A 19,001-nucleotide genomic window follows, 5' to 3' on the forward strand; every position below is an offset into this window, starting at 1 on the left:
ATTCGAATGAAAAAGAAAATTGCAGAATATGAAGTTGGTGAACAAGTCGATGTTTTCTTGTTAATTAAAACAGCGACAAAAGGTCTAGCAAGTAATGGAAAGCCATTTTTAACAGTAATCTTACAAGATCCAAGTGGAGATATTGAAGCGAAGCTATGGGACGTATCACCAGAAGTTGAGAAACAATATGTAGCAGAAACAATCGTTAAAGTAGCTGGTGATATTTTAAACTACAAAGGACGTATTCAATTACGTGTGAAACAAATCCGTGTTGCGAATGAAAATGAAGTAACAGATATCTCGGATTTCGTAGAAAAAGCACCAGTGAAAAAAGAAGATATGGTTGAGAAAATTACACAATACATATTTGAAATGAGAAATCCGAACATTCAACGTCTAACAAGACATTTGTTAAATAAGCATCAAAACGAATTTTTAGAATATCCAGCAGCGACAAAGAACCATCACGAGTTCGTATCTGGACTAGCTTATCACGTCGTATCGATGCTAGATTTAGCGAAAGCTATTTCAAATCTATACCCATCATTAGATAAAGACTTACTATATGCAGGCGTTATTTTACATGACCTTGGTAAAGTAATTGAACTATCTGGTCCAATTTCTACAACGTATACGTTAGAAGGAAACTTACTAGGCCACATTTCTATCATGGTAAACGAAATCGGTAAAGCAGCAGACGAATTGCAAATCGATGCAGAAGAAGTATTAATTCTTCAACACATCGTCCTTTCGCACCACGGAAAAGCAGAATGGGGTAGCCCAAAACCACCATTAGTAAAAGAAGCAGAAATTCTGCACTACATCGATAACTTAGATGCAAAAATGAACATGATGGACCGCGCATTAGGACGCACAAAACCAGGCGAATACACAGAGCGTGTCTTTGCTCTTGATAATCGTTCGTTCTATAAACCGACGTTCCATAATTAAAAGTGTGAATAAAGTGGCCTCATTAAGTTTTAAAAGCTTAGTGAGGCTGTTTTCTTTATTAAAAATTAAATGAAATAGTTAAGAAGTACGCATGGGGTTAACGAAGAACGATTAAAACATATCTCACCACTAGAATGGGAGCATATCAACTTTAATATGGCAGATACTTAGAATCGCTTCAGCCTGTATAACAGGCCTAAAAATAAGAGTTGAAACTTGTTTAGCATCTATTTTTGTTAAAAGGTGGGAGAATTGTGCTATGATGTGGGCAAATATAAAACTATCTAAAGGAGGGATTTACATGCCGCATATTGTGTTTCGTGGAATTACTACTGAACAATTAAAACACATAAGCAAGCCATTAGTAGAAGAGCTCGCAGAGATTTGTGAGTGTGGTACGGATAATTTTACGTTGGAACTACCAAGTTCTACGTTTGTATTCAATGGAGAAGAAATAGAAGCGTTTCCTCTTATTGAAGTGAAATGGTTCGAGCGTGGACAGGAAATTCGTAATCGATTTGCCAAGGCCATTACTACATATGTAATGGATTTTGGACTTCCAGAAGTAGAGGTTGTATTTACGGTTTTCACAGAATCAGCGTATTATATTAACGGGAAGCATTGTGCAAGTTAGAGCTATTATAAATGTTTTTGTAACATTTATCCCGCATTAACGGGCAGTAAGACCCCGACCTCAAAATTCAGCGGAAGCAAAGAAGTTAGGTGGGGGATCAACTGTCCGTAAAAGCCCGATTGGTTCAACTAATAATCAGTGGGGGATGAACAAAACCCCCACTGATTAAAGTTTCACTTTATAAGGGATAGAACCACATCGCTATCAAGCTAACTAGACAAAATACCCTCTAAAAAGAGCAAGGCGTTATTCTTTCTGAGAAATCATAGGAAAGGATAACGCCTTTATATCAATTTTAATATAATCGATTCACTTCTTTATAAAAAGTTTGGTTATTTTATTGAAGCTTATTCCACAAACACACCCGTTTGTTCACTTTTTTACTGTTTGAAAGCCATACTTTTTATATTGATTCATTTATTGGAAAAACAGAAAGTTTTAAACTCTCTCTATTACATATTTATTTTTGGAAAAATAGCCTAACTCCAAATACTAATAATACTGTGCCAGTAATACCCTCTATTGTACGGTTCACCTTTTCTTTTCTTAAAAAAGTTCTTAATTGACGTATTAGAGAGATATAAAGTAAATACCATATTGCTGTCAAAGTCGTAAATGTGAATCCCAACAAAAGAAATTGGAAGAAATGACTTTGATTACTCACAATAAATTGGGGTAGAAAACTAAGGAAAAATACAGCCGTTTTTGGGTTTAAGATTGCCGTGGTAAATCCTTGTCTAAAACTTTTAACCGTTCCAATATCCTTAGAGTTTATTTCCACTGAACCTGACATATCTTCTTTTTTAGAAAAGGCACTTTTAATTGACTTTACAGCTAAATAAATTAAATAAAATGCCCCAGCATATTTTATTAATGTAAATAGCATAGCAAATTTCATTAAGATAGCAGAGAGCCCTAGTGTAGCCATTATTGTATGAATCATCATTCCAGATACCGTTCCTAAGACGGTCTTTATCCCACCATTTCTACCATGAGAGATAGTGTTTTTTGTAACTAAAGCAAAACCGGGACCAGGCATCATTATAATAAGGAGTGCTGTAAGGATAAATAGCATATAATTTTCCATGTTCTGGTATTTCCTTTCTGATTTTTAGTTTCGCTTATAGTATAGCTTTTTTCCTTAAAACATTAAATATAAAAAGTGTGATCAGGATAGTATCATAAACTTTCAAGGAGTTGTAATTGAATTATAGAGGGCTTCACTTGAATAATGTTCTTCTGTAAATGAGCGTTTTAATAGAATGTCAATTATATAAATAATCAGATTTTTGAATAAAATGATAACTCAATTAAATAAATTAAGAGCGTTTTTTAATTACTTTTTCTCGGAACACTCTTAATTTTCTTTCGTTTATCGAGGGTATTAGTATCAACTTGACCAAACATTATCCAAAAACTACATTTAACATTTACGAAAGCATATTCGAATAATCATTCATTAAATTTCTTATCAATCAACAAAAATTAATTATCATAAGGAAGAGGTACGTGAACTTCTATTTAAGAAATTACTTATTCTTGAAAAAAATGAATTAACTCCCCATAAATAATTGTAAAGATATAAAATTCTATAATTCCCTCGGAACAAAAAAGTTGTCTTTTATAGCAACGAAGTTCATTTTTATCGTTTTGGGGTAGTGTATTCTTGTTAGCTTGATGTGCATGGAGAGCTTTGAGTCTTTAGCTTGATAGTGATGTGACGCTATCCAGAAATTAATGATTTTACACCCTAAATGTTATTTAACAAAAAAATCTTGAATTCGAGACTTTTCACTTGCTTTTCAATCACTTGAGGTGTAAAGTGATAGTACCGAAAGCGATTGAGTCATATGAAAAACATACACTCAGTTGTTTTCGATTAAAAAACAAAGTAACTTCTACAGTAAAAACTAAGATGAATTTACAAAAACATAATTAAGAATAAATTGAAAAGCTAAAAACCATATTAGTTGTGGGAAATGTTATTTTTTTAGTTGTCACTTGACTAGTAAAACGAAACGGAGGAATAACCAATGTATGAAATTAAAGGGCATCATCACATTTCAATGGTTACGAAAAATGCAAATGAAAATAATCACTTTTATAAAAACGTGCTTGGCTTACGTCGTGTGAAAATGACAGTAAACCAAGATGATCCGTCAATGTACCACTTATTTTATGGAGATAAAACAGGAAGTCCAGGTACGGAATTATCATTTTTTGAAATTCCATTAGTAGGAAGAACATATCGCGGTACGAATGCGATTACTCGAATTGGATTACTTGTTCCTTCAGAGGAAAGTTTGCATTACTGGAAAGCGCGATTTGAGGAATTTGATGTGAAACATAGTGAAATGACAACATATGCAAATCGTCCTGCTTTGCAATTTGAGGATGCTGAAGGTCTTCGCTTAGTACTACTCGTTTCAAAAGGAGAAAAAGTGGAGCACTGGGAAACTTGGGAGAAATCAGAAGTTCCTGCAAAGCATCAAATTCAAGGAATGGGTTCTGTGGAAATGACAGTTCGTAGACTTGATAAAATGGCGAGTACACTTACAGAGATGTTTGGTTATACAGAGGTTAGCCGCAGCGAAGAGGAAGCAATTTTTCAATCCATTAAAGGAGAGGCTTTTGGAGAAATCGTTGTGAAATATTTAGATGGACCTACTGAAAAGCCGGGCCGAGGGAGCATTCACCATTTAGCAATTCGCGTGAAAAACGATGCAGAGCTTGCCTATTGGGAAGAACAGGTGAAACAAAGAGGCTTCCAGTCTTCAGGAATCATCGACCGTTTCTACTTTAAAAGCTTATATTTCCGTGAATCAAACGGAATCCTTTTTGAAATTGCGACAGATGGACCAGGATTTACAGTTGATGGAGATGTGGAACATTTAGGAGAAAAACTTGATTTACCACCGTTCTTAGAAGATCAGCGTGCAGAGATTGAAGCGAATTTAGCACCTATTGAAGAGAAGTAATAGGAGAGAAAATATAAATTAAAAAACATTGGAGGAATATAAAATGAACCAATTAAAAGGAATTCACCACGTTACAGCGATTACAAGTAGTGCAGAAAAGAACTATGAGTTTTTCACTCACGTTTTAGGAATGCGTTTAGTTAAGAAAACAGTAAACCAAGATGATATTCAAACGTATCATTTATTCTTTGCAGATGATAAAGGGAGTGCAGGAACAGATATGACATTCTTTGATTTCCCAGGTGTTCCGAAAGGAGTACACGGTACAAATGAAATTTCAAAAACTTCATTCCGTGTTCCGACTGATGCAGCATTAGAGTATTGGGTGAAACGCTTTGACCGTCTTGAAGTAGAACATACAGGAATTAAAGAGCAATTTGGTAAGAAAACTCTTTCTTTCGTTGACTTTGATGACCAACAATATCAATTAATCTCAGATGAACTTGATAAAGGAATCGAATCAGGTACACCGTGGCAAAACGGGCCAGTACCATTAGAATATGCAATCACTGGTTTAGGACCTGTATTTATCCGTATTGCAAACTTTAGCTTCTTCAAAGAAGTGTTAGAAAAAGTTCTATTATTTAAAGAGGTTGCGCAAGAAGGGGAATTCTATTTATTTGAAGTGAACAAAGGCGGAAACGGTGCATCTGTTATTGTAGAACATAATACAGTTCTTCCTGAAGCACAACAAGGTTTTGGTACAGTGCATCATGCGGCATTCCGCGTAGAAGATCGCGCTGTATTAGAAGAATGGATTAAGAGAATCAGTAGCGTAGGACTTCCTTCATCTGGATATGTAAACCGTCACTTCTTCGAATCATTATATGCAAGAGTTGCACCACAAATTTTATTTGAATTCGCAACAGATGGCCCAGGATTTATGGGAGATGAGCCATACGAAACGCTTGGCGAAAAATTATCTTTACCTCCATTCCTAGAGCCAAAACGTGAAGAAATTGAAAAATTAGTTCGTCCAATTGATACAGTGAGAAGTACGAAGGAATTTATTAAAGAGTAAAAATAGAGATAATAAGTAGGAGAGCAAGTAGTTTTAGCGGAGTGCTGGAATTGCTTGCTTTTTTATTTGGGTAATTATCAAAGTGGATAATCTTCATAAAATAATTAATGAATTGTCAGTTAATTATTGAGAAATATTTATTTGTAGGATGATCGGAATAGATATTTGAATTTTCTGTTATTATTTGTAGAAGAGTACATAACAAATGATTAGGAGGGGTTTCATGATTACATCTACTACAAACGAAAAACTGACGCAGCTATTGAATGAATGGTATCTAGAGATTAGATCTAGACGTATAAGTAATGCAGAACGTCTAAAACAAGAAATTGATTTTAAATTTACTAAACTAAAAAAAGAGACTGGAGAAGGTTTGCAGGACCAAAATCTATTACTTTATTATTATTTGCTAGAATTTCGATATAACTATTTAATAGATAATCTAGGCTTATCTCAAGAGAGTTTTAACAAGATAGATTCGTTTGATCAACCAACAGATAATTTTTTAACTTATTATTATCACTTTTTTAAAGCAATACATGCTAGTGAGTTAGGAAATTTTCATCTCGCTAAAGAACATTACGAAAAGGCTGAAAGTTTTTTGAAGTATGTTCCTGATCAATTAGAAAAGGCTGAATTTTATTATAAGTTAGCTACATTTCATTATGATACACAACAAGCTTTGGTATCTATTAAACATGCAACGAAGGTAAAGGATATGTATTTAAATCATGATGGATATGAATTAAATGTAGCTTTTTGTGATAATATTTTAGGCTTAGCCTGTATGAACTTAAAGGAATGGGAATTAGCTGAAGAGCATTTCACAGCTGCTATGGATCAATTCCAAAAAATTGGTGAAGAAAAATTTATTATTATGGTTCGTCATAATTTAGGATGGATGTATTCTACGCAAAATTTATCTGCATTGGCAATTCGTTATCTTACTGAAGTAGTAGAAAAATCTCCCCAACATTATAAAGCTCTTTATGTAAAAGCAAAAGAGCATTACAAGTTAAAAGAGCATGAGATTGCAAATAAGCTTATAGAAAAAGGATTGAAGATTTGTAGAGATTCGAAAATTGAAGGATATCAACACCATTATGAAATTTTAAATGCATTAAATCAAGGTGTAAAAGCGGAAGAATTAGAGGACATTATTCTTAGAGGAATTACGTATTTTGAAAGAGAAGAGTTATATGATTATACTCAGGAGTATCAGGAAAAGTTAGCAGTAAAATTTTATGAAGAAAACCTTTGGGAAGAGGCAAGTAAGTATTTTTATTTTAGTAAAAAAGCAAGAGAAAAACTTTTTGATAAGGGGGCTTTAAAATGAAAAAAGTGGTAATTAAATTATTAGGGATTGTAACAGTATTTACACTGACTTTAGGGGTGTATAGTTCAACAGATCATCAAAAAAGTCCAACACTAATGAAAGCTGAACATGGTGATTATGGTGGCTAAAAGAGAAAAAGGGATCTCACAATGAGGTCTCTTTTTTCTTTTTAGTTGTAAAACAATTGACTTACTTAAAATATGTAACTATAATAGTTACAAAATAACCATCATTAATAGCAGTAAGTAATATTTTTTTGATATAATTGTAACTGTTGTAGTTACAATTAAAATTAATTATAAAATAACCAAAAAATGTAAAAACTTTTAAATAGCAACAAGAGAAAGGAGACGGGAACTTTGAAAAGGTTTAAGTTTTATATGATTAGCGGTATTGTGCTCGTTTTGTTAATTGTTTGTAACTTCGTTGAGAAGCCGATTGCGAAGGTTGGAGAAGTGAAAGATACTGTTATGATGAAGCTGAATACGAAAGAGAGTATCGCGCAGATTGATGGACAGACGATTTATTTTAAACAAATTGGTGAGGGAAAACCTCCTTTACTTATGTTGCATGGGTTTGGTGGTTCTTCTGATGGGTTTAGTGATATTTATCCGGAACTAGTGCGAGACCATACGATTATTGCGGTTGATATTTTAGGGTTTGGGCGTTCTTCTAAGCCAGTTGATTTTCAGTATTCGTTTCCTGCGCAAGTGAATTTATATTATAAGTTAATGAAGAAGCTCGGATACGATCAGTTTGCGGTGCTCGGCCATTCAATGGGCGGAGAGATGTCCCTCAATTTAGCGTATTTATATCCAGACGCAGTGACGCATCTCATCTTGGCGGATGCTACAGGGATAGAGTCTTTCCAGCAAAAAGAAAGTTATGAAGTACCACCGCTATCGACGGACTTACAAACTGTAACTGAGATTGCGAAGTATAATAAAAATGAAGTGAAAAATAGTCGTGATGATAAAGAGCATTATGATCAGCTTACGAAAATGAGAGAGCGCCGCATTGCGATGGAAGCTGATAAAATTAAGGTACCGACTTTAATTATATGGGGACGACATGATAAGAGTGTTTCTTGGAAAAATGGTGAACTGTATCATGGGCTATTTGCGAATAGTACGTTTCATATTATTGAAAAAGGATACCACGCACCGTTTCGTCAGGAACCAATTGAGTTTATGGAATATGTACAAGCATTTTTCGCGAAGCATCCACAATAAAAATTTTAAGCATAAATCCACTTCTTTCCTCATAAAGTGAAACTAATAAGGCTTGTCTAAGGAAAGGAATGAAGTGATTTGGAAACTTTACCATGGTGGGTGTATCTTGTAATTGTCGGGATTGTACTAAGTGGCTACATGGTTTTATATACTTCGAAAAAAGAGCAAGATATGGATAATGAGTTTATCGAAAAAGAAGGCGAAGTGTATATGAAGCGCTTAGAAGAAGAGCGCGAGAAACGTAATCAGGATAGTGATAAAGATTCGGTATTGCTTTAATAAAAATTTTGAAAGGCTACCACCTAGTAGGATTTTACATCTAGGTGGTAGTCTTTTTCTTTTCGTTTAGTAAATTTCCTTTTAAGGACTACATAAATCCCTTTGACCAAATATGTAATTCTTTGTAAAATGGTATATATATATGGAAAGATTATGAATATACAGGTAATATATGGGCGATAGATTTTAATGAATTATTCGGGGGAAATTTATTAGTTAAGTATATTAACTTGTTTGTACTACATTTTACAAATAAAGGGGTATTAGTAATCATGAAAGCAAAGAAATTAGTAAGTTTAGCGTTACCAGTTATGTTATTGAGTGGTTGTATTACAATTGAAACGGATGGTAAGAAAGCTGAAACAAAGAAAGAAGAGACGCAAAAGGTAGAGAAAGAGAATAAGACTTCTGAAAAAGAGAGTAAGTCAACTGATAGCAAGAAAGAGGATAGCTTATCTGTAGCGAAAGGTGAAGGTACAAATAGTAGCTCATCAAGTAGTCAACCAAGTTCTTCTTCAAATAATTCAACTTCTTCAACTGGTAAGGTAACTGGTTCAGATGTTGAAAGGTACAAGGCAGATATCATAAATAGTGCTACTCAAATTGAAAATACAATGAAATTAATTGAAGGAATAGCAGATTCAGACGTAAAATCATACAAACAAAAGAAAAGTGAAGTACAACTGAGTTTAGGTGGAGCAAAGGCAACCACAACGAAACTGAAGAATCTACAAGCACCTCCTGAATTACAGGGAGAACAAGTGAAGATAAAGCAATCGATGGAACTGTATGCGGATTGTTTCCAACTTCTCTTTGATGCATTAGACCAAGAAGACGAGAGTAAAATGCATCAATCATTAAGTAAAGCACAAGAAGGTTCAAAACTGTTTGAAGAAGCAGCGAAGAGTATCGGTAGCAAAACAAACTAAGAGTAAATTACTTTAAGGAGTATGAGGTATGAAAGTGAAGAAACTAATGGCTGCTGTAGTTCCAGTTACATTATTATTAAGTGGTTGTGTTACAGTAAAAGATTCGGCAAGTAAAGAAGCAAAGACAGAAGAAACAAGTAAAGCTAAGTCTTCTGGAACAAAAGAAAAATCAACTAATTCGAAAGAAGAAAGTAAAGATGTTCAAAAGGTTCGAGTTTTAGATGAAGATTATGCACAATATTTATTAGACATTGAACAGGATATGTTAAGACGATTTGATTACTATGATGCATCTGTAAAGGATTTGAGAAACGGAAGTAAATCAAAAGCTGAGGTATTAGATAGTGTTAAAGACATCTATAAAGTATTTGATAAGATAGAGAAGATTTCTGCACCGCCAAAACATAAAGAAGACCAAAAAGAGATTGAAAGAGCTGCAGGTAAACTAAGAGAAACATTCGGTGAAATAGAGAAGTTATTCAACGATAAAGGTTTTAGCTTAGAGACTGATAAGGAAATCTTAAATAAAGCAAATATAAAATTAGAGGAAGCAAAACGTATTTGGAAACCTACATTTGATAAGTTAAGGGCTGAAGTAAAAGGTGATACAACCACGGAAAAATCTACTAGTACAACAAGTAGTTCTACACAGGCAAACCCAACTACTGGCAGTCAGGCTCAAACAGATAAAAGTCAAGCAAAAACTGGGGTATTTGTAGATACAGTTGGTACAAGTGAAGAGTTAGGAATTAGTTATAGCAACATGCAGAAGAACATTAAAGATGGTACTGAGATTATTGGTAATTGGGGTATTGATTACGGCAGTGGCGTAAAAACTACGCTAGTACTAAAAGGTGATAAAACATTTGAGTCTTATGCGAATGGTTCTTATCCGAATAAAGATAACTATTTAACAGGAACATATACGGTGGATGTCCCATCATTCCAGTTATCTTTAAAAGTAACAAAAGCAGTTAAAGACGGTCAAGAAGTAAAGTTAACAAATGATAGTATCATGTATAAATTGCAAAACTATGATGGAAACACATTACAAATTTATCATATGGACGATAATATTCGTATTCGATATGTAAAACAATAAATAATTGGTGAAAAACTCTGTAATAAATTTTACAGGGTTTTTTATTAGTTTTAATTTAATTTCTTCATTATCTTTCCAGACGCTGTCCATGCTAGTATAAGTTGAGAAATGAACAAAACGATAATGATAGGCAGTTGATGTAACTCCAAAGTAACTGTAACCATCTAAAGCCCAATTCATACACTATGGTGGAGGATTTTCACCTAATAACCGGATGAAAAAGGGGTGTAATCATGAAGAAACGTACTGTTAATGAAGCGGGAGGGAATGTGCCACAACCAATCCGCAGCGACGGAGCAGGTGCAATTGATTCTGGACCTCGTAATGTTATGCGAGATATTCAAAATCCGAATATGCTTGTTCCGCCTATAACGGATGCAGGATTAGTTCCTAACTTGAAATTTTCATTCTCGGACACTTCTATGATTTTGAAACACGGCGGATGGTCTCGGGAGATTACTGCTCGGGAACTACCAGTTTCGACGACGATTGCTGGGGTAAATATGAGCTTAACGGCCGGTGGAATACGAGAACTTCATTGGCATAAAGAAGCGGAATGGGCGTATATGCTTTTAGGACGGGCACGCATAACGGCTGTTGATCAAAATGGACGGAATTTTATTGCTGATGTTGGACCAGGTGATCTTTGGTATTTTCCGCCTGGTATTCCGCATTCCATTCAAGGATTGGAACATTGTGAATTTCTACTTGTTTTCGATGATGGACATTTTTCTGATTTATCTACTTTAGCTATTTCTGATTGGTTTGCGCATACGCCAAAAGAAGTGTTGTCGGCTAATTTTGGAGTACCTGAGAGTGCTTTTCATTCTATCCCTTCAGGTCAAGTTTATATTTATCAAGGAGAGGTGCCAGGTTCGCTTGAAAGTCAGGAAGTTCAATCACCGAAAGGGGAAGTTCCTTTAACATTTAAACATGAACTGTTAAAACAAAAGCCAATTAAGACTCCTGGTGGTAGCGTTCGAATTGTAGATTCTACAAATTTCCCTATTTCAAAAACGATCGCAGCAGCGCTCGTTGAGGTTGAGCCTGGTGGAATGAGAGAACTTCATTGGCACCCGAATAATGATGAATGGCAATATTATTTGACAGGGGAAGCGAGAATGACTGTGTTTCTTGGAAATGGTACCGCTCGTACATTTGATTATAGAGCTGGCGATGTCGGATATGTACCGTTTGCGACGGGGCATTATATTCAAAATACAGGTACCGAAACATTATGGTTTTTAGAGATGTTCAGAAGCAATCGTTTTGAAGATGTATCGTTAAATCAATGGATGGCACTGACTCCTAAAGAAATAGTGGAGAGTAATATACATGTTGGCCCGCAAGTAATGGATTCTCTGCGTAAGGAGAAGTGGCCTGTTGTGAAATACCCGGGGTTTTCATATAGTCCGAAAAATGATGAGTAAAAATGAAAATTTGCGTTATTCTTTCTGGAGACTGATAAGAAGGGATGGCGTATTTTTTATGCCTAATCTAGTCTTTATTAGTATCCGTTCTTTGTATTATTGTTCGGGAAATTATTATTGGAGCATAGTATAGGGAAGATACATATAAAAGAGCGCCATTATAAGCTGTAACGTATAAGTTGTGTAGGAAATGCAACAATAACTCGCTTTACTCTTCATCATTTATTTGAACATAATGGGCATAGAGAGGTGATAAACACAGTATGATTTTTAGTGAGCGTTTAAAAGAAGAAAGGGAAAAAAGAAATTGGTCGCAAAATGATTTGGCTGAAAAACTTCATGTGAGCAGGCAATCTGTTTCGAAATGGGAGACGGGAAAGAACTATCCGAGCATTGAAATTATTATTCATTTAAGTGATCTGTTCGGTATTACAATTAATGAACTGCTAAGGAGTGATGAAGAATTGACGCAGAAAATAATTGAAGATAGTAAGCAATTGGCGTATCCAAAATGGAAGGTGTTTTTTGATAGTCTATTTATGATAGGAGTATTTTTGTTTATTGCAAAAATCGTTGTATGGATGCTAAATAAGTTTGCTGGAGCAAGTATTACAATTGTAGCAGATGCGCCATATGTAATGAATCTTTTGCCCCTTGTATTCATGATTATAGGTGGTATAGGTTCCGATAAGTTGAAGAAAATATATAAATAGAGGAAAGGTTTGAAAGAAATCCCCAACACTGGCTGTTCTTTTCACTTAAATTGTGTACTATAAAGGATAGGATGACATAAAGAAGGGGACATTTAGAATGGAATTTCATGAACAGAAAATTTTGCCGGCAGTGAGGCAAATTAAAGATTTGGAAAAGCTATTACATAGTTCGTATGAATATATCGTTATTTTAGATATTCATGTCGGCCAATTGAAGAGTGTTATATCACTTGCGAAGCAATATTGTAAAAAGGTGTTTTTACATGTGGATTTAATTCATGGCTTGCAGAGTGATGGGCATGCGACGGAATATTTATGTCAGGAGTTTAGACCGTACGGGTTACTTTCGACAAAGGCGAGCGTTATTATGAAGGCGAAGCAAAAAGGTGTTGTGGCAATACAACGCATCTTTTTAATCGATTCGAGTGCGATGGAGAAGAGCTGCAATCTTTTAGATAAGACAAAACCGGATTATATTGAGGTGCTTCCAGGAGCAATGACGGATATTATCGCTGAAGTGAAAGAGCGTACTGGTGTACCGATTTTAGCAGGTGGTTTTATTCGTACTGTAGAAGATGTGGAAAGAGCTTTAAACGCTGGTGCGACAGCGATTACGACGTCAAAACGCGAACTATGGAAACATTACCAAAAAAAGTGACGAAAATGTGAAAAAATTCTGTTGACACCGCTTTCATAAGAGGTTAACATTATAGACAAGTTAATAAACGTGACGGAGAAAAGAAGAGATCCACATTTCATTGTTTCTATATAAATTTATGTAGAAGCGTGCAAAGCTGTGGGTCTTTTTCTTTTGACAAAAACGAATGGCCATTCATTTTACCTCTATCACATTTGGAAGCGTTTAAATTGATTGTGGAGGGATACTATGTCAGCATTTTTAGGAGAGTTAATAGGGACTGCGTTGTTAATCGTACTTGGTGGCGGCGTTTGTGCTGGTGTAAGTTTAAAGAAATCGTTTGCGAAAGATTCAGGTTGGATTGTTATTACAATGGGCTGGGGCTTAGCAGTAGCGGTTGCAGCGTATGCGGTTGGATCAATTAGTGGGGCACATTTGAATCCAGCTTTAACGATAGGACTAGCATTTAAGGGAGCGTTCCCATGGAGTGACGTACCAGGTTATATCGTAGCACAAATGATTGGGGCAATTATCGGGGCAGTTATCGTATATTTACATTACTTACCACACTGGAAAGAAACAGAAGATCCAGGAACAAAGTTAGGCGTATTTGCAACAGGTCCAGCAATTCCGAACACATTTGCAAACCTTTTAAGTGAAATGATTGGAACATTCGTTTTAGTATTTGGTATATTAGCAATTGGTGCAAATAAATTTGCAGATGGATTAAATCCATTTATCGTAGGTTTCTTAATTGTAAGTATTGGTTTATCATTAGGTGGAACGACAGGATACGCGATCAACCCAGCACGTGATTTAGGCCCGCGTATCGCACACTTCTTCCTTCCGATTGCAGGAAAAGGCGGTTCAAACTGGAAGTATGCATGGATTCCAGTAGTTGGTCCAATTTTAGGTGGATCACTTGCAGGTTTATTCCATCAAGTTGTATTTGAAGGAAAACAAAATTCAGCACTTATTTATGTGATTATCGCAACTGTGATTGTACTAGCAATCTCTTATATGACAAGTAAAAAAAGCGGAAGCAATACAAATAGTAGAAAAGTAGCATAAGGGGGAAATCGATATGAAAAAATATATTCTTTCATTAGACCAAGGAACAACAAGCTCACGTGCAATTTTATTCAATAAAAAAGGTGAAATTGTTCATTCAGCTCAAAAAGAGTTTACACAACATTTTCCAAAGCCGGGCTGGGTAGAGCATAATGCACAAGAAATTTGGGGATCTATTTTAGCAGTTATCGCAACTTGCTTAAGCGAAGCAGATGTAAAACCAGAACAAATCGCTGGTATCGGTATTACGAACCAACGTGAAACAACGGTTGTATGGGATAAAACAACTAGTAAACCAATTTACAACGCAATCGTATGGCAATCTCGCCAAACAGCTGAAATTTGTGATGAGTTAAAAGAAAAAGGTTATAGCGAAATGGTTCGCGAAAAAACAGGTCTTTTAATTGATGCATACTTCTCTGGAACGAAAGTAAAGTGGATTTTAGATAACGTTGAAGGTGCAAGAGAGAAAGCAGAAAACGGCGATCTATTATTCGGAACAATTGATTCATGGCTTGTATGGAAACTATCTGGTGGTAAAGCACACGTAACAGATTACTCAAACGCATCACGTACGTTAATGTTTAACATTCACGACTTACAGTGGGATGATGAGCTTCTAGACATGTTAACAGTACCAAAGAGTATGCTTCCAGAAGTACGTCCATCATCTGAAATATATGGAGAAACAATTGATTACCACTTCTTCGGTCAAAATGTACCGATTGCAGGGGTAGCTGGTGACCAACAAGCAGCTTTATTTGGACAAGCTTGTTTCGGTGAAGGTATGGCGAAGAACACTTACGGAACTGGTTGCTTTATGTTAATGAACACAGGTGAAAAAGCAGTAGCTTCTGAGCACGGTCTATTAACAACAATTGCATGGGGAATAGATGGTAAAGTGAACTACGCATTAGAAGGAAGTATTTTCGTAGCAGGTTCTGCAATTCAGTGGTTACGTGACGGAATGCGCATGTTTAAAGATGCAAGTGAGAGTGAAGTATATGCTTCTCGCGTTGAATCAACTGACGGTGTATACGTTGTACCAGCATTCGTTGGACTAGGAACACCTTACTGGGATAGTGAAGTACGCGGCGCTATGTTTGGTGTAACACGTGGTACGACGAAAGAGCATTTCATTCGTGCAACGCTAGAATCTTTAGCTTACCAAACGAAAGATGTATTATGCGCAATGGAAGCAGATTCAGGTATTGAACTGAAAACATTACGCGTTGATGGCGGAGCGGTTAAAAATAACTTCTTAATGAAGTTCCAAAGTGATATTTTAGATGTTCCTGTAGAGCGTCCGGTGATCAACGAAACGACAGCTTTAGGTGCAGCATACTTAGCGGGTCTTGCGGTTGGATATTGGAAAAACCAAGATGAAATTAAATCACAGTGGCATATGGACAAACGCTTTGAACCAACGATGGAAGCGGAAACAAGCGAAGAGCTATATGCTGGATGGAAAAAAGCAATTGAAGCAACAAAAGCTTTCAAATAATCATAAACAGTGTTATAATGGTGACAAGTTAATAATTCGGTAGGAGATTTGGAGAGACCACAACGCGCTATAGAGGCGAAATCTATAGCGGAGTTTGTGGTCTCTTTTTTCGTTATCAAAGGGAGGAATTACCATGAAATTTTCAAGTAAACAACGTAAAGACGTATTAAACGGAGTAAATAAACAAGAGTTAGATGTGATCGTAATTGGTGGAGGTATTACTGGTTCTGGTATTGCATTAGATGGAGCAACACGCGGGTTATCAACAATTGTGTTTGAAATGCAGGACTTTGCAGCAGGTACATCAAGTCGTTCAACGAAGCTTGTACACGGTGGTCTACGTTATTTAAAACAACTTGAAGTGAAAATGGTAGCAGAGGTGGGTAAAGAGCGTGCGATCGTATATGAGAACGGTCCCCATGTAACAACACCAGAGTGGATGTTACTTCCGTTCCATACAGGCGGTACGTTCGGATCATTTAGTACATCAATTGGTCTTCGTGTATACGACTTCTTAGCAGGTGTAAAACGAAGCGAGCGCAGAAAGATGTTTAACCGTGAAGAAACGCTAAACAAAGAGCCTCTTGTAAAAAAAGAAGGATTAAAAGGCGGCGGTTACTACGTAGAATATCGTACAGACGATGCGCGTCTTACAATTGAAGTAATGAAAGAAGCAATTGAGCATGGTGCGAAAGCTGTTAACTACGCAAAAGTAGACAGTTTCTTATATAAAGATGGAAAAGTATGCGGTGTACGTGTAATCGATTTACTAGACGGTGAAGTATATGAAGTTTACGGTAAGAAAATTGTAAACGCAGCTGGTCCTTGGGTAGATACACTTCGTGAAAAAGATAACTCGAAAAAAGGAAAAGTACTTCAGTTATCAAAAGGTGTTCACTTAGTAATTGATCAAAAACGTTTCCCACTCGGGCAAGCAATTTACTTCGATACACCAGATAAACGTATGGTGTTCGCGATTCCTCGCGGAGGAAAAACATACGTAGGTACAACAGATACGTTCTATGATAAAGACGCAGCTGTACCACAAATGACAACAGAAGATCGCACATACATCATTAATGCGATTAACTACATGTTCCCAAGCGTGAAAATTACAGAGAAAGACATTGAATCAAGCTGGGCTGGTGTACGTCCGTTAATTTATGAAGAAGGTAAGAATGCATCTGAAATTTCTCGTAAAGATGAAATTTGGACTTCTGAATCTGGTTTAATTACAATCGCAGGTGGTAAATTAACAGGATACCGTAAAATGGCTGAAATGGTAGTAGATTACGTAACGAACTTACTACAAAAAGAAGGTCATAGCGCATATCCGAAGAGCGATACGAAACATATGCCAATCTCTGGTGGACATGTAGATGGTTCACACGGATTCCCAGCATTTGTTGCGAAAAAAGCAGACGAAGGTACGAAATCTGGTTTAACGAAAGTACAAGCAGAAGAGTTCGCGAAATTCTACGGCTCTAACGTTGATGTACTGTTCGACTTAGCGAAAAAACATAAAGAAGAAGCGAAAGAATACAACATGCCGCTTGAAGTTCTAATCCCACTTGTATACGCAATGGATTACGAAATGACAGCAAAACCAGTTGACTTCTTCGTACGCCGCAGAGGCGCTGTATTCTTCAACATCCACTGGGTATACGAGTGGAAAGAAGCAGTAATCAACTACATGGCTGCGAAACTAGGCTGGAGCAAAGAAGAACAAATGAAATATACAGCTGAACTAGAAAAAGCACTAACAGACGCTGTAATTCCTGTAGATCAACAAGAACAGGCAGCTGCGTTAGCATAAAGTAGAGAACCACCTGAAGGGGAGCCTTTAGGTGGTTTTTTTATGGGTTATTTTTCTAACTATGTTGTATAACGACATATGTTGTTATACTATGTATATAAGGTGGTGGTATTGTTGGACAAAGAAATCTTGAAGGGAAGTATAGATATTTTATTACTTTCTATCATTGCAAAACGTGATACATACGGCTACGAAATAGCTCAAAGTTTAAAGGATGCAAGTGAAGATTTGTATAGTATGGGACAGGGAACTTTGTATCCTGCTTTAAAGCGATTAGAGAAAAAGGAGTTTCTTGAATCTTATTGGAATGAATCTGAGAATGGGATGAAAAGGAAATTCTATACTATTACAGATAAAGGGAAAAAAGAATTGCAGAAGAAAGTGAACTCTTGGGAGAGTGTAACAGCATTAATTCAAGCTTGTCAGAAAGGAGTTATTTATGAGTGAATTTGATGAGTATATTAAGTCTATTTTAGCCTATTCAGAACTTAGTGATATTGAACAGGATGAGTTATTTCTAGAAATGTATGATCACTTGAACAGCTTGAAAGAAGAATATATGGAGCAAGGTATGAATGAAAAAGAAGCGATTTATAAAGCGATTCAAAGTTTTGGAGAATCAAAAGTTATTGGCGTAGAGATTAATAAATCGGTATACGAAGTTCCTAGGCCATTAAAGGTATTATCAAAAATTTTATGTATTCCTTATATAATCATTTGTTTTATTGTCTTTTTAGGAACGTTTATTTCAACTTCTACATTTGACTCTGTTCGCAGTTTGACAGGTGGTGGGACTGTCTATCATCCCATTGAATTTTGGCAGCAATTTTTACATATATCTGATTTAGAAACGTTATTACAACTTTTTGGAATAACACTTTGGCAAGTTAAAGATTTTATTGCACATCCAGGTCCTTGGGGAAACTCAACTTATTGGTTAAGCGTTTTACAACATATAATATTAGTAGTTCCATTCGGATTTTTCGTTCCAGTGCTGATTAATAAAGTGACTAACTATAAGAAAGCTCGTAAGTGGTATGTTATAACCTTTCTTGTTTGGGAGATATTACATTTACTAACTTTGTCTGATGTTTTTGATGTGTGGCGGATTGCTATAAATATGCTCGGTGCGTCGGTAGGATATCTTTTATTTATAAGCATAATGCAACTGGATAATAAATTTAGGGTTATGCGAAAGAAGATATTTGAAAATTAGCTCGCTATTCTGTAGTTTAAATTATACAAATTTAATTTGATGGTAATAGAGTATCGCTGAAAACATAGGTACTATGTAGTGAGAGGATTTTTTATATTCGTAATAGGTGTTGTTCCTTGTTTAATCCTACTGTTATGAAGCGGGTCCATAAT

The 19,001-nt window shown here is 35.8% G+C and carries 19 protein-coding genes; 18 read left to right on the plus strand and 1 reads right to left on the minus strand.

The features are described 5' to 3' along the window. Positions 1–6 precede the first annotated feature (6 nt). Both yhaM and ACW0JX_RS05250 read left to right on the plus strand, forming a co-directional pair. On the plus strand, positions 7–951 hold the full coding sequence (gene yhaM, locus ACW0JX_RS05245) for a 3'-5' exoribonuclease YhaM (protein ID WP_000726652.1): 945 nt from the start codon (positions 7–9) through the stop codon (positions 949–951). 301 nt (positions 952–1,252) lie between these two features. Next, on the plus strand, positions 1,253–1,585 hold the full coding sequence (locus tag ACW0JX_RS05250) for a DUF1904 family protein (protein WP_001120259.1): 333 nt from the start codon (positions 1,253–1,255) through the stop codon (positions 1,583–1,585). 460 nt (positions 1,586–2,045) lie between these two features. Here ACW0JX_RS05250 and ACW0JX_RS05255 read toward each other — a convergent pair whose 3' ends face one another. Beyond that, positions 2,046–2,672, minus strand: a complete 627-nt coding sequence (locus tag ACW0JX_RS05255; protein ID WP_000433006.1) for a LysE family translocator — start codon at positions 2,670–2,672, stop codon at positions 2,046–2,048. A gap of 946 nt (positions 2,673–3,618) precedes the next feature. On the opposite strand from ACW0JX_RS05255, the gene ACW0JX_RS05260 reads away from it, so the two are divergent. The 16 genes from ACW0JX_RS05260 (at position 3,619) to ACW0JX_RS05335 (ending at position 18,849) form a co-directional block, all read left to right on the plus strand. Further along, complete coding sequence (locus ACW0JX_RS05260; protein ID WP_459245457.1) at positions 3,619–4,563, plus strand: ring-cleaving dioxygenase; 945 nt, start codon at positions 3,619–3,621, stop codon at positions 4,561–4,563. Positions 4,564–4,606: 43 nt separating this feature from the next. Next, positions 4,607–5,584: a ring-cleaving dioxygenase gene (locus tag ACW0JX_RS05265; protein WP_459245458.1), complete on the plus strand. Its 978-nt coding sequence runs from the start codon at positions 4,607–4,609 to the stop codon at positions 5,582–5,584. 223 nt (positions 5,585–5,807) lie between these two features. Then, the gene (locus ACW0JX_RS05270; protein ID WP_000633311.1) at positions 5,808–6,920 is read left to right on the plus strand and encodes a response regulator aspartate phosphatase; all 1,113 of its coding nucleotides are present in this window, start codon (positions 5,808–5,810) and stop codon (positions 6,918–6,920) included. Then, positions 6,917–7,048: a hypothetical protein gene (locus ACW0JX_RS05275; protein ID WP_000758182.1), complete on the plus strand. Its 132-nt coding sequence runs from the start codon at positions 6,917–6,919 to the stop codon at positions 7,046–7,048. The genes ACW0JX_RS05270 and ACW0JX_RS05275 overlap by 4 nt, the downstream gene beginning before the upstream one ends. Positions 7,049–7,279: 231 nt before the next feature. Then, positions 7,280–8,152, plus strand: coding sequence for an alpha/beta fold hydrolase (locus ACW0JX_RS05280; protein ID WP_459245459.1), 873 nt, complete (start codon positions 7,280–7,282; stop codon positions 8,150–8,152). Positions 8,153–8,230: 78 nt separating this feature from the next. Then, positions 8,231–8,431 carry a sporulation YhaL family protein gene (locus tag ACW0JX_RS05285; protein WP_000449223.1) on the plus strand — a complete coding sequence of 67 codons (201 nt, stop codon included), beginning with the start codon at positions 8,231–8,233 and terminating at the stop codon, positions 8,429–8,431. 272 nt (positions 8,432–8,703) lie between these two features. After that, a complete protein-coding gene (locus tag ACW0JX_RS05290) occupies positions 8,704–9,360 on the plus strand; it encodes a DUF7018 domain-containing (lipo)protein (RefSeq protein ID WP_000644844.1) in 657 nt (218 codons plus the stop codon). 28 nt (positions 9,361–9,388) lie between these two features. After that, positions 9,389–10,462 carry a DUF3994 domain-containing protein gene (locus ACW0JX_RS05295; protein WP_168411098.1) on the plus strand — a complete coding sequence of 358 codons (1,074 nt, stop codon included), beginning with the start codon at positions 9,389–9,391 and terminating at the stop codon, positions 10,460–10,462. Positions 10,463–10,695: 233 nt separating this feature from the next. Then, positions 10,696–11,892, plus strand: a complete 1,197-nt coding sequence (locus ACW0JX_RS05300; protein ID WP_089170550.1) for an oxalate decarboxylase family bicupin — start codon at positions 10,696–10,698, stop codon at positions 11,890–11,892. Positions 11,893–12,155: 263 nt separating this feature from the next. Beyond that, positions 12,156–12,605, plus strand: coding sequence for a helix-turn-helix domain-containing protein (locus tag ACW0JX_RS05305; RefSeq protein WP_459245460.1), 450 nt, complete (start codon positions 12,156–12,158; stop codon positions 12,603–12,605). A 97-nt stretch (positions 12,606–12,702) separates the two neighbouring features. Beyond that, complete coding sequence (gene glpP / locus ACW0JX_RS05310) at positions 12,703–13,263, plus strand: glycerol uptake operon antiterminator GlpP (RefSeq protein WP_000394286.1); 561 nt, start codon at positions 12,703–12,705, stop codon at positions 13,261–13,263. A 228-nt stretch (positions 13,264–13,491) separates the two neighbouring features. Further along, entirely contained in the window at positions 13,492–14,313 is an 822-nt protein-coding gene (gene glpF / locus ACW0JX_RS05315; protein ID WP_001272200.1) for a glycerol uptake facilitator protein GlpF, read from the plus strand. Positions 14,314–14,326: 13 nt separating this feature from the next. Next, on the plus strand, positions 14,327–15,817 hold the full coding sequence (glpK, locus tag ACW0JX_RS05320) for a glycerol kinase GlpK (protein ID WP_000760007.1): 1,491 nt from the start codon (positions 14,327–14,329) through the stop codon (positions 15,815–15,817). A gap of 133 nt (positions 15,818–15,950) precedes the next feature. Beyond that, positions 15,951–17,633, plus strand: a complete 1,683-nt coding sequence (glpD, locus tag ACW0JX_RS05325; protein WP_000672829.1) for an aerobic glycerol-3-phosphate dehydrogenase — start codon at positions 15,951–15,953, stop codon at positions 17,631–17,633. A 114-nt stretch (positions 17,634–17,747) separates the two neighbouring features. Beyond that, on the plus strand, positions 17,748–18,080 hold the full coding sequence (locus ACW0JX_RS05330) for a PadR family transcriptional regulator (protein WP_000356630.1): 333 nt from the start codon (positions 17,748–17,750) through the stop codon (positions 18,078–18,080). Continuing rightward, entirely contained in the window at positions 18,073–18,849 is a 777-nt protein-coding gene (locus tag ACW0JX_RS05335; protein ID WP_459245461.1) for a VanZ family protein, read from the plus strand. Before ACW0JX_RS05330 ends, ACW0JX_RS05335 begins: the two co-directional genes overlap by 8 nt. The last annotated feature ends 152 nt before the right edge of the window (positions 18,850–19,001 follow it).

The organism is Bacillus sp. C-3-6, from assembly GCF_054509685.1.

Coding starts and splice junctions, on each gene's coding strand:
- glpP (WP_000394286.1), top strand. CDS start 12,703: ATGGAATTTCATGAACAGAAAATTTTGCCGGCAGTGAGGCAAATTAAA.
- ACW0JX_RS05300 (WP_089170550.1), top strand. CDS start 10,696: ATGAAGAAACGTACTGTTAATGAAGCGGGAGGGAATGTGCCACAACCA.
- ACW0JX_RS05250 (WP_001120259.1), top strand. CDS start 1,253: ATGCCGCATATTGTGTTTCGTGGAATTACTACTGAACAATTAAAACAC.
- ACW0JX_RS05275 (WP_000758182.1), top strand. CDS start 6,917: ATGAAAAAAGTGGTAATTAAATTATTAGGGATTGTAACAGTATTTACA.
- ACW0JX_RS05335 (WP_459245461.1), top strand. CDS start 18,073: ATGAGTGAATTTGATGAGTATATTAAGTCTATTTTAGCCTATTCAGAA.
- glpF (WP_001272200.1), top strand. CDS start 13,492: ATGTCAGCATTTTTAGGAGAGTTAATAGGGACTGCGTTGTTAATCGTA.
- ACW0JX_RS05295 (WP_168411098.1), top strand. CDS start 9,389: ATGAAAGTGAAGAAACTAATGGCTGCTGTAGTTCCAGTTACATTATTA.
- glpK (WP_000760007.1), top strand. CDS start 14,327: ATGAAAAAATATATTCTTTCATTAGACCAAGGAACAACAAGCTCACGT.
- ACW0JX_RS05270 (WP_000633311.1), top strand. CDS start 5,808: ATGATTACATCTACTACAAACGAAAAACTGACGCAGCTATTGAATGAA.
- yhaM (WP_000726652.1), top strand. CDS start 7: ATGAAAAAGAAAATTGCAGAATATGAAGTTGGTGAACAAGTCGATGTT.
- ACW0JX_RS05290 (WP_000644844.1), top strand. CDS start 8,704: ATGAAAGCAAAGAAATTAGTAAGTTTAGCGTTACCAGTTATGTTATTG.
- ACW0JX_RS05260 (WP_459245457.1), top strand. CDS start 3,619: ATGTATGAAATTAAAGGGCATCATCACATTTCAATGGTTACGAAAAAT.
- ACW0JX_RS05265 (WP_459245458.1), top strand. CDS start 4,607: ATGAACCAATTAAAAGGAATTCACCACGTTACAGCGATTACAAGTAGT.
- ACW0JX_RS05305 (WP_459245460.1), top strand. CDS start 12,156: ATGATTTTTAGTGAGCGTTTAAAAGAAGAAAGGGAAAAAAGAAATTGG.
- glpD (WP_000672829.1), top strand. CDS start 15,951: ATGAAATTTTCAAGTAAACAACGTAAAGACGTATTAAACGGAGTAAAT.
- ACW0JX_RS05255 (WP_000433006.1), bottom strand. CDS start 2,672: ATGGAAAATTATATGCTATTTATCCTTACAGCACTCCTTATTATAATG.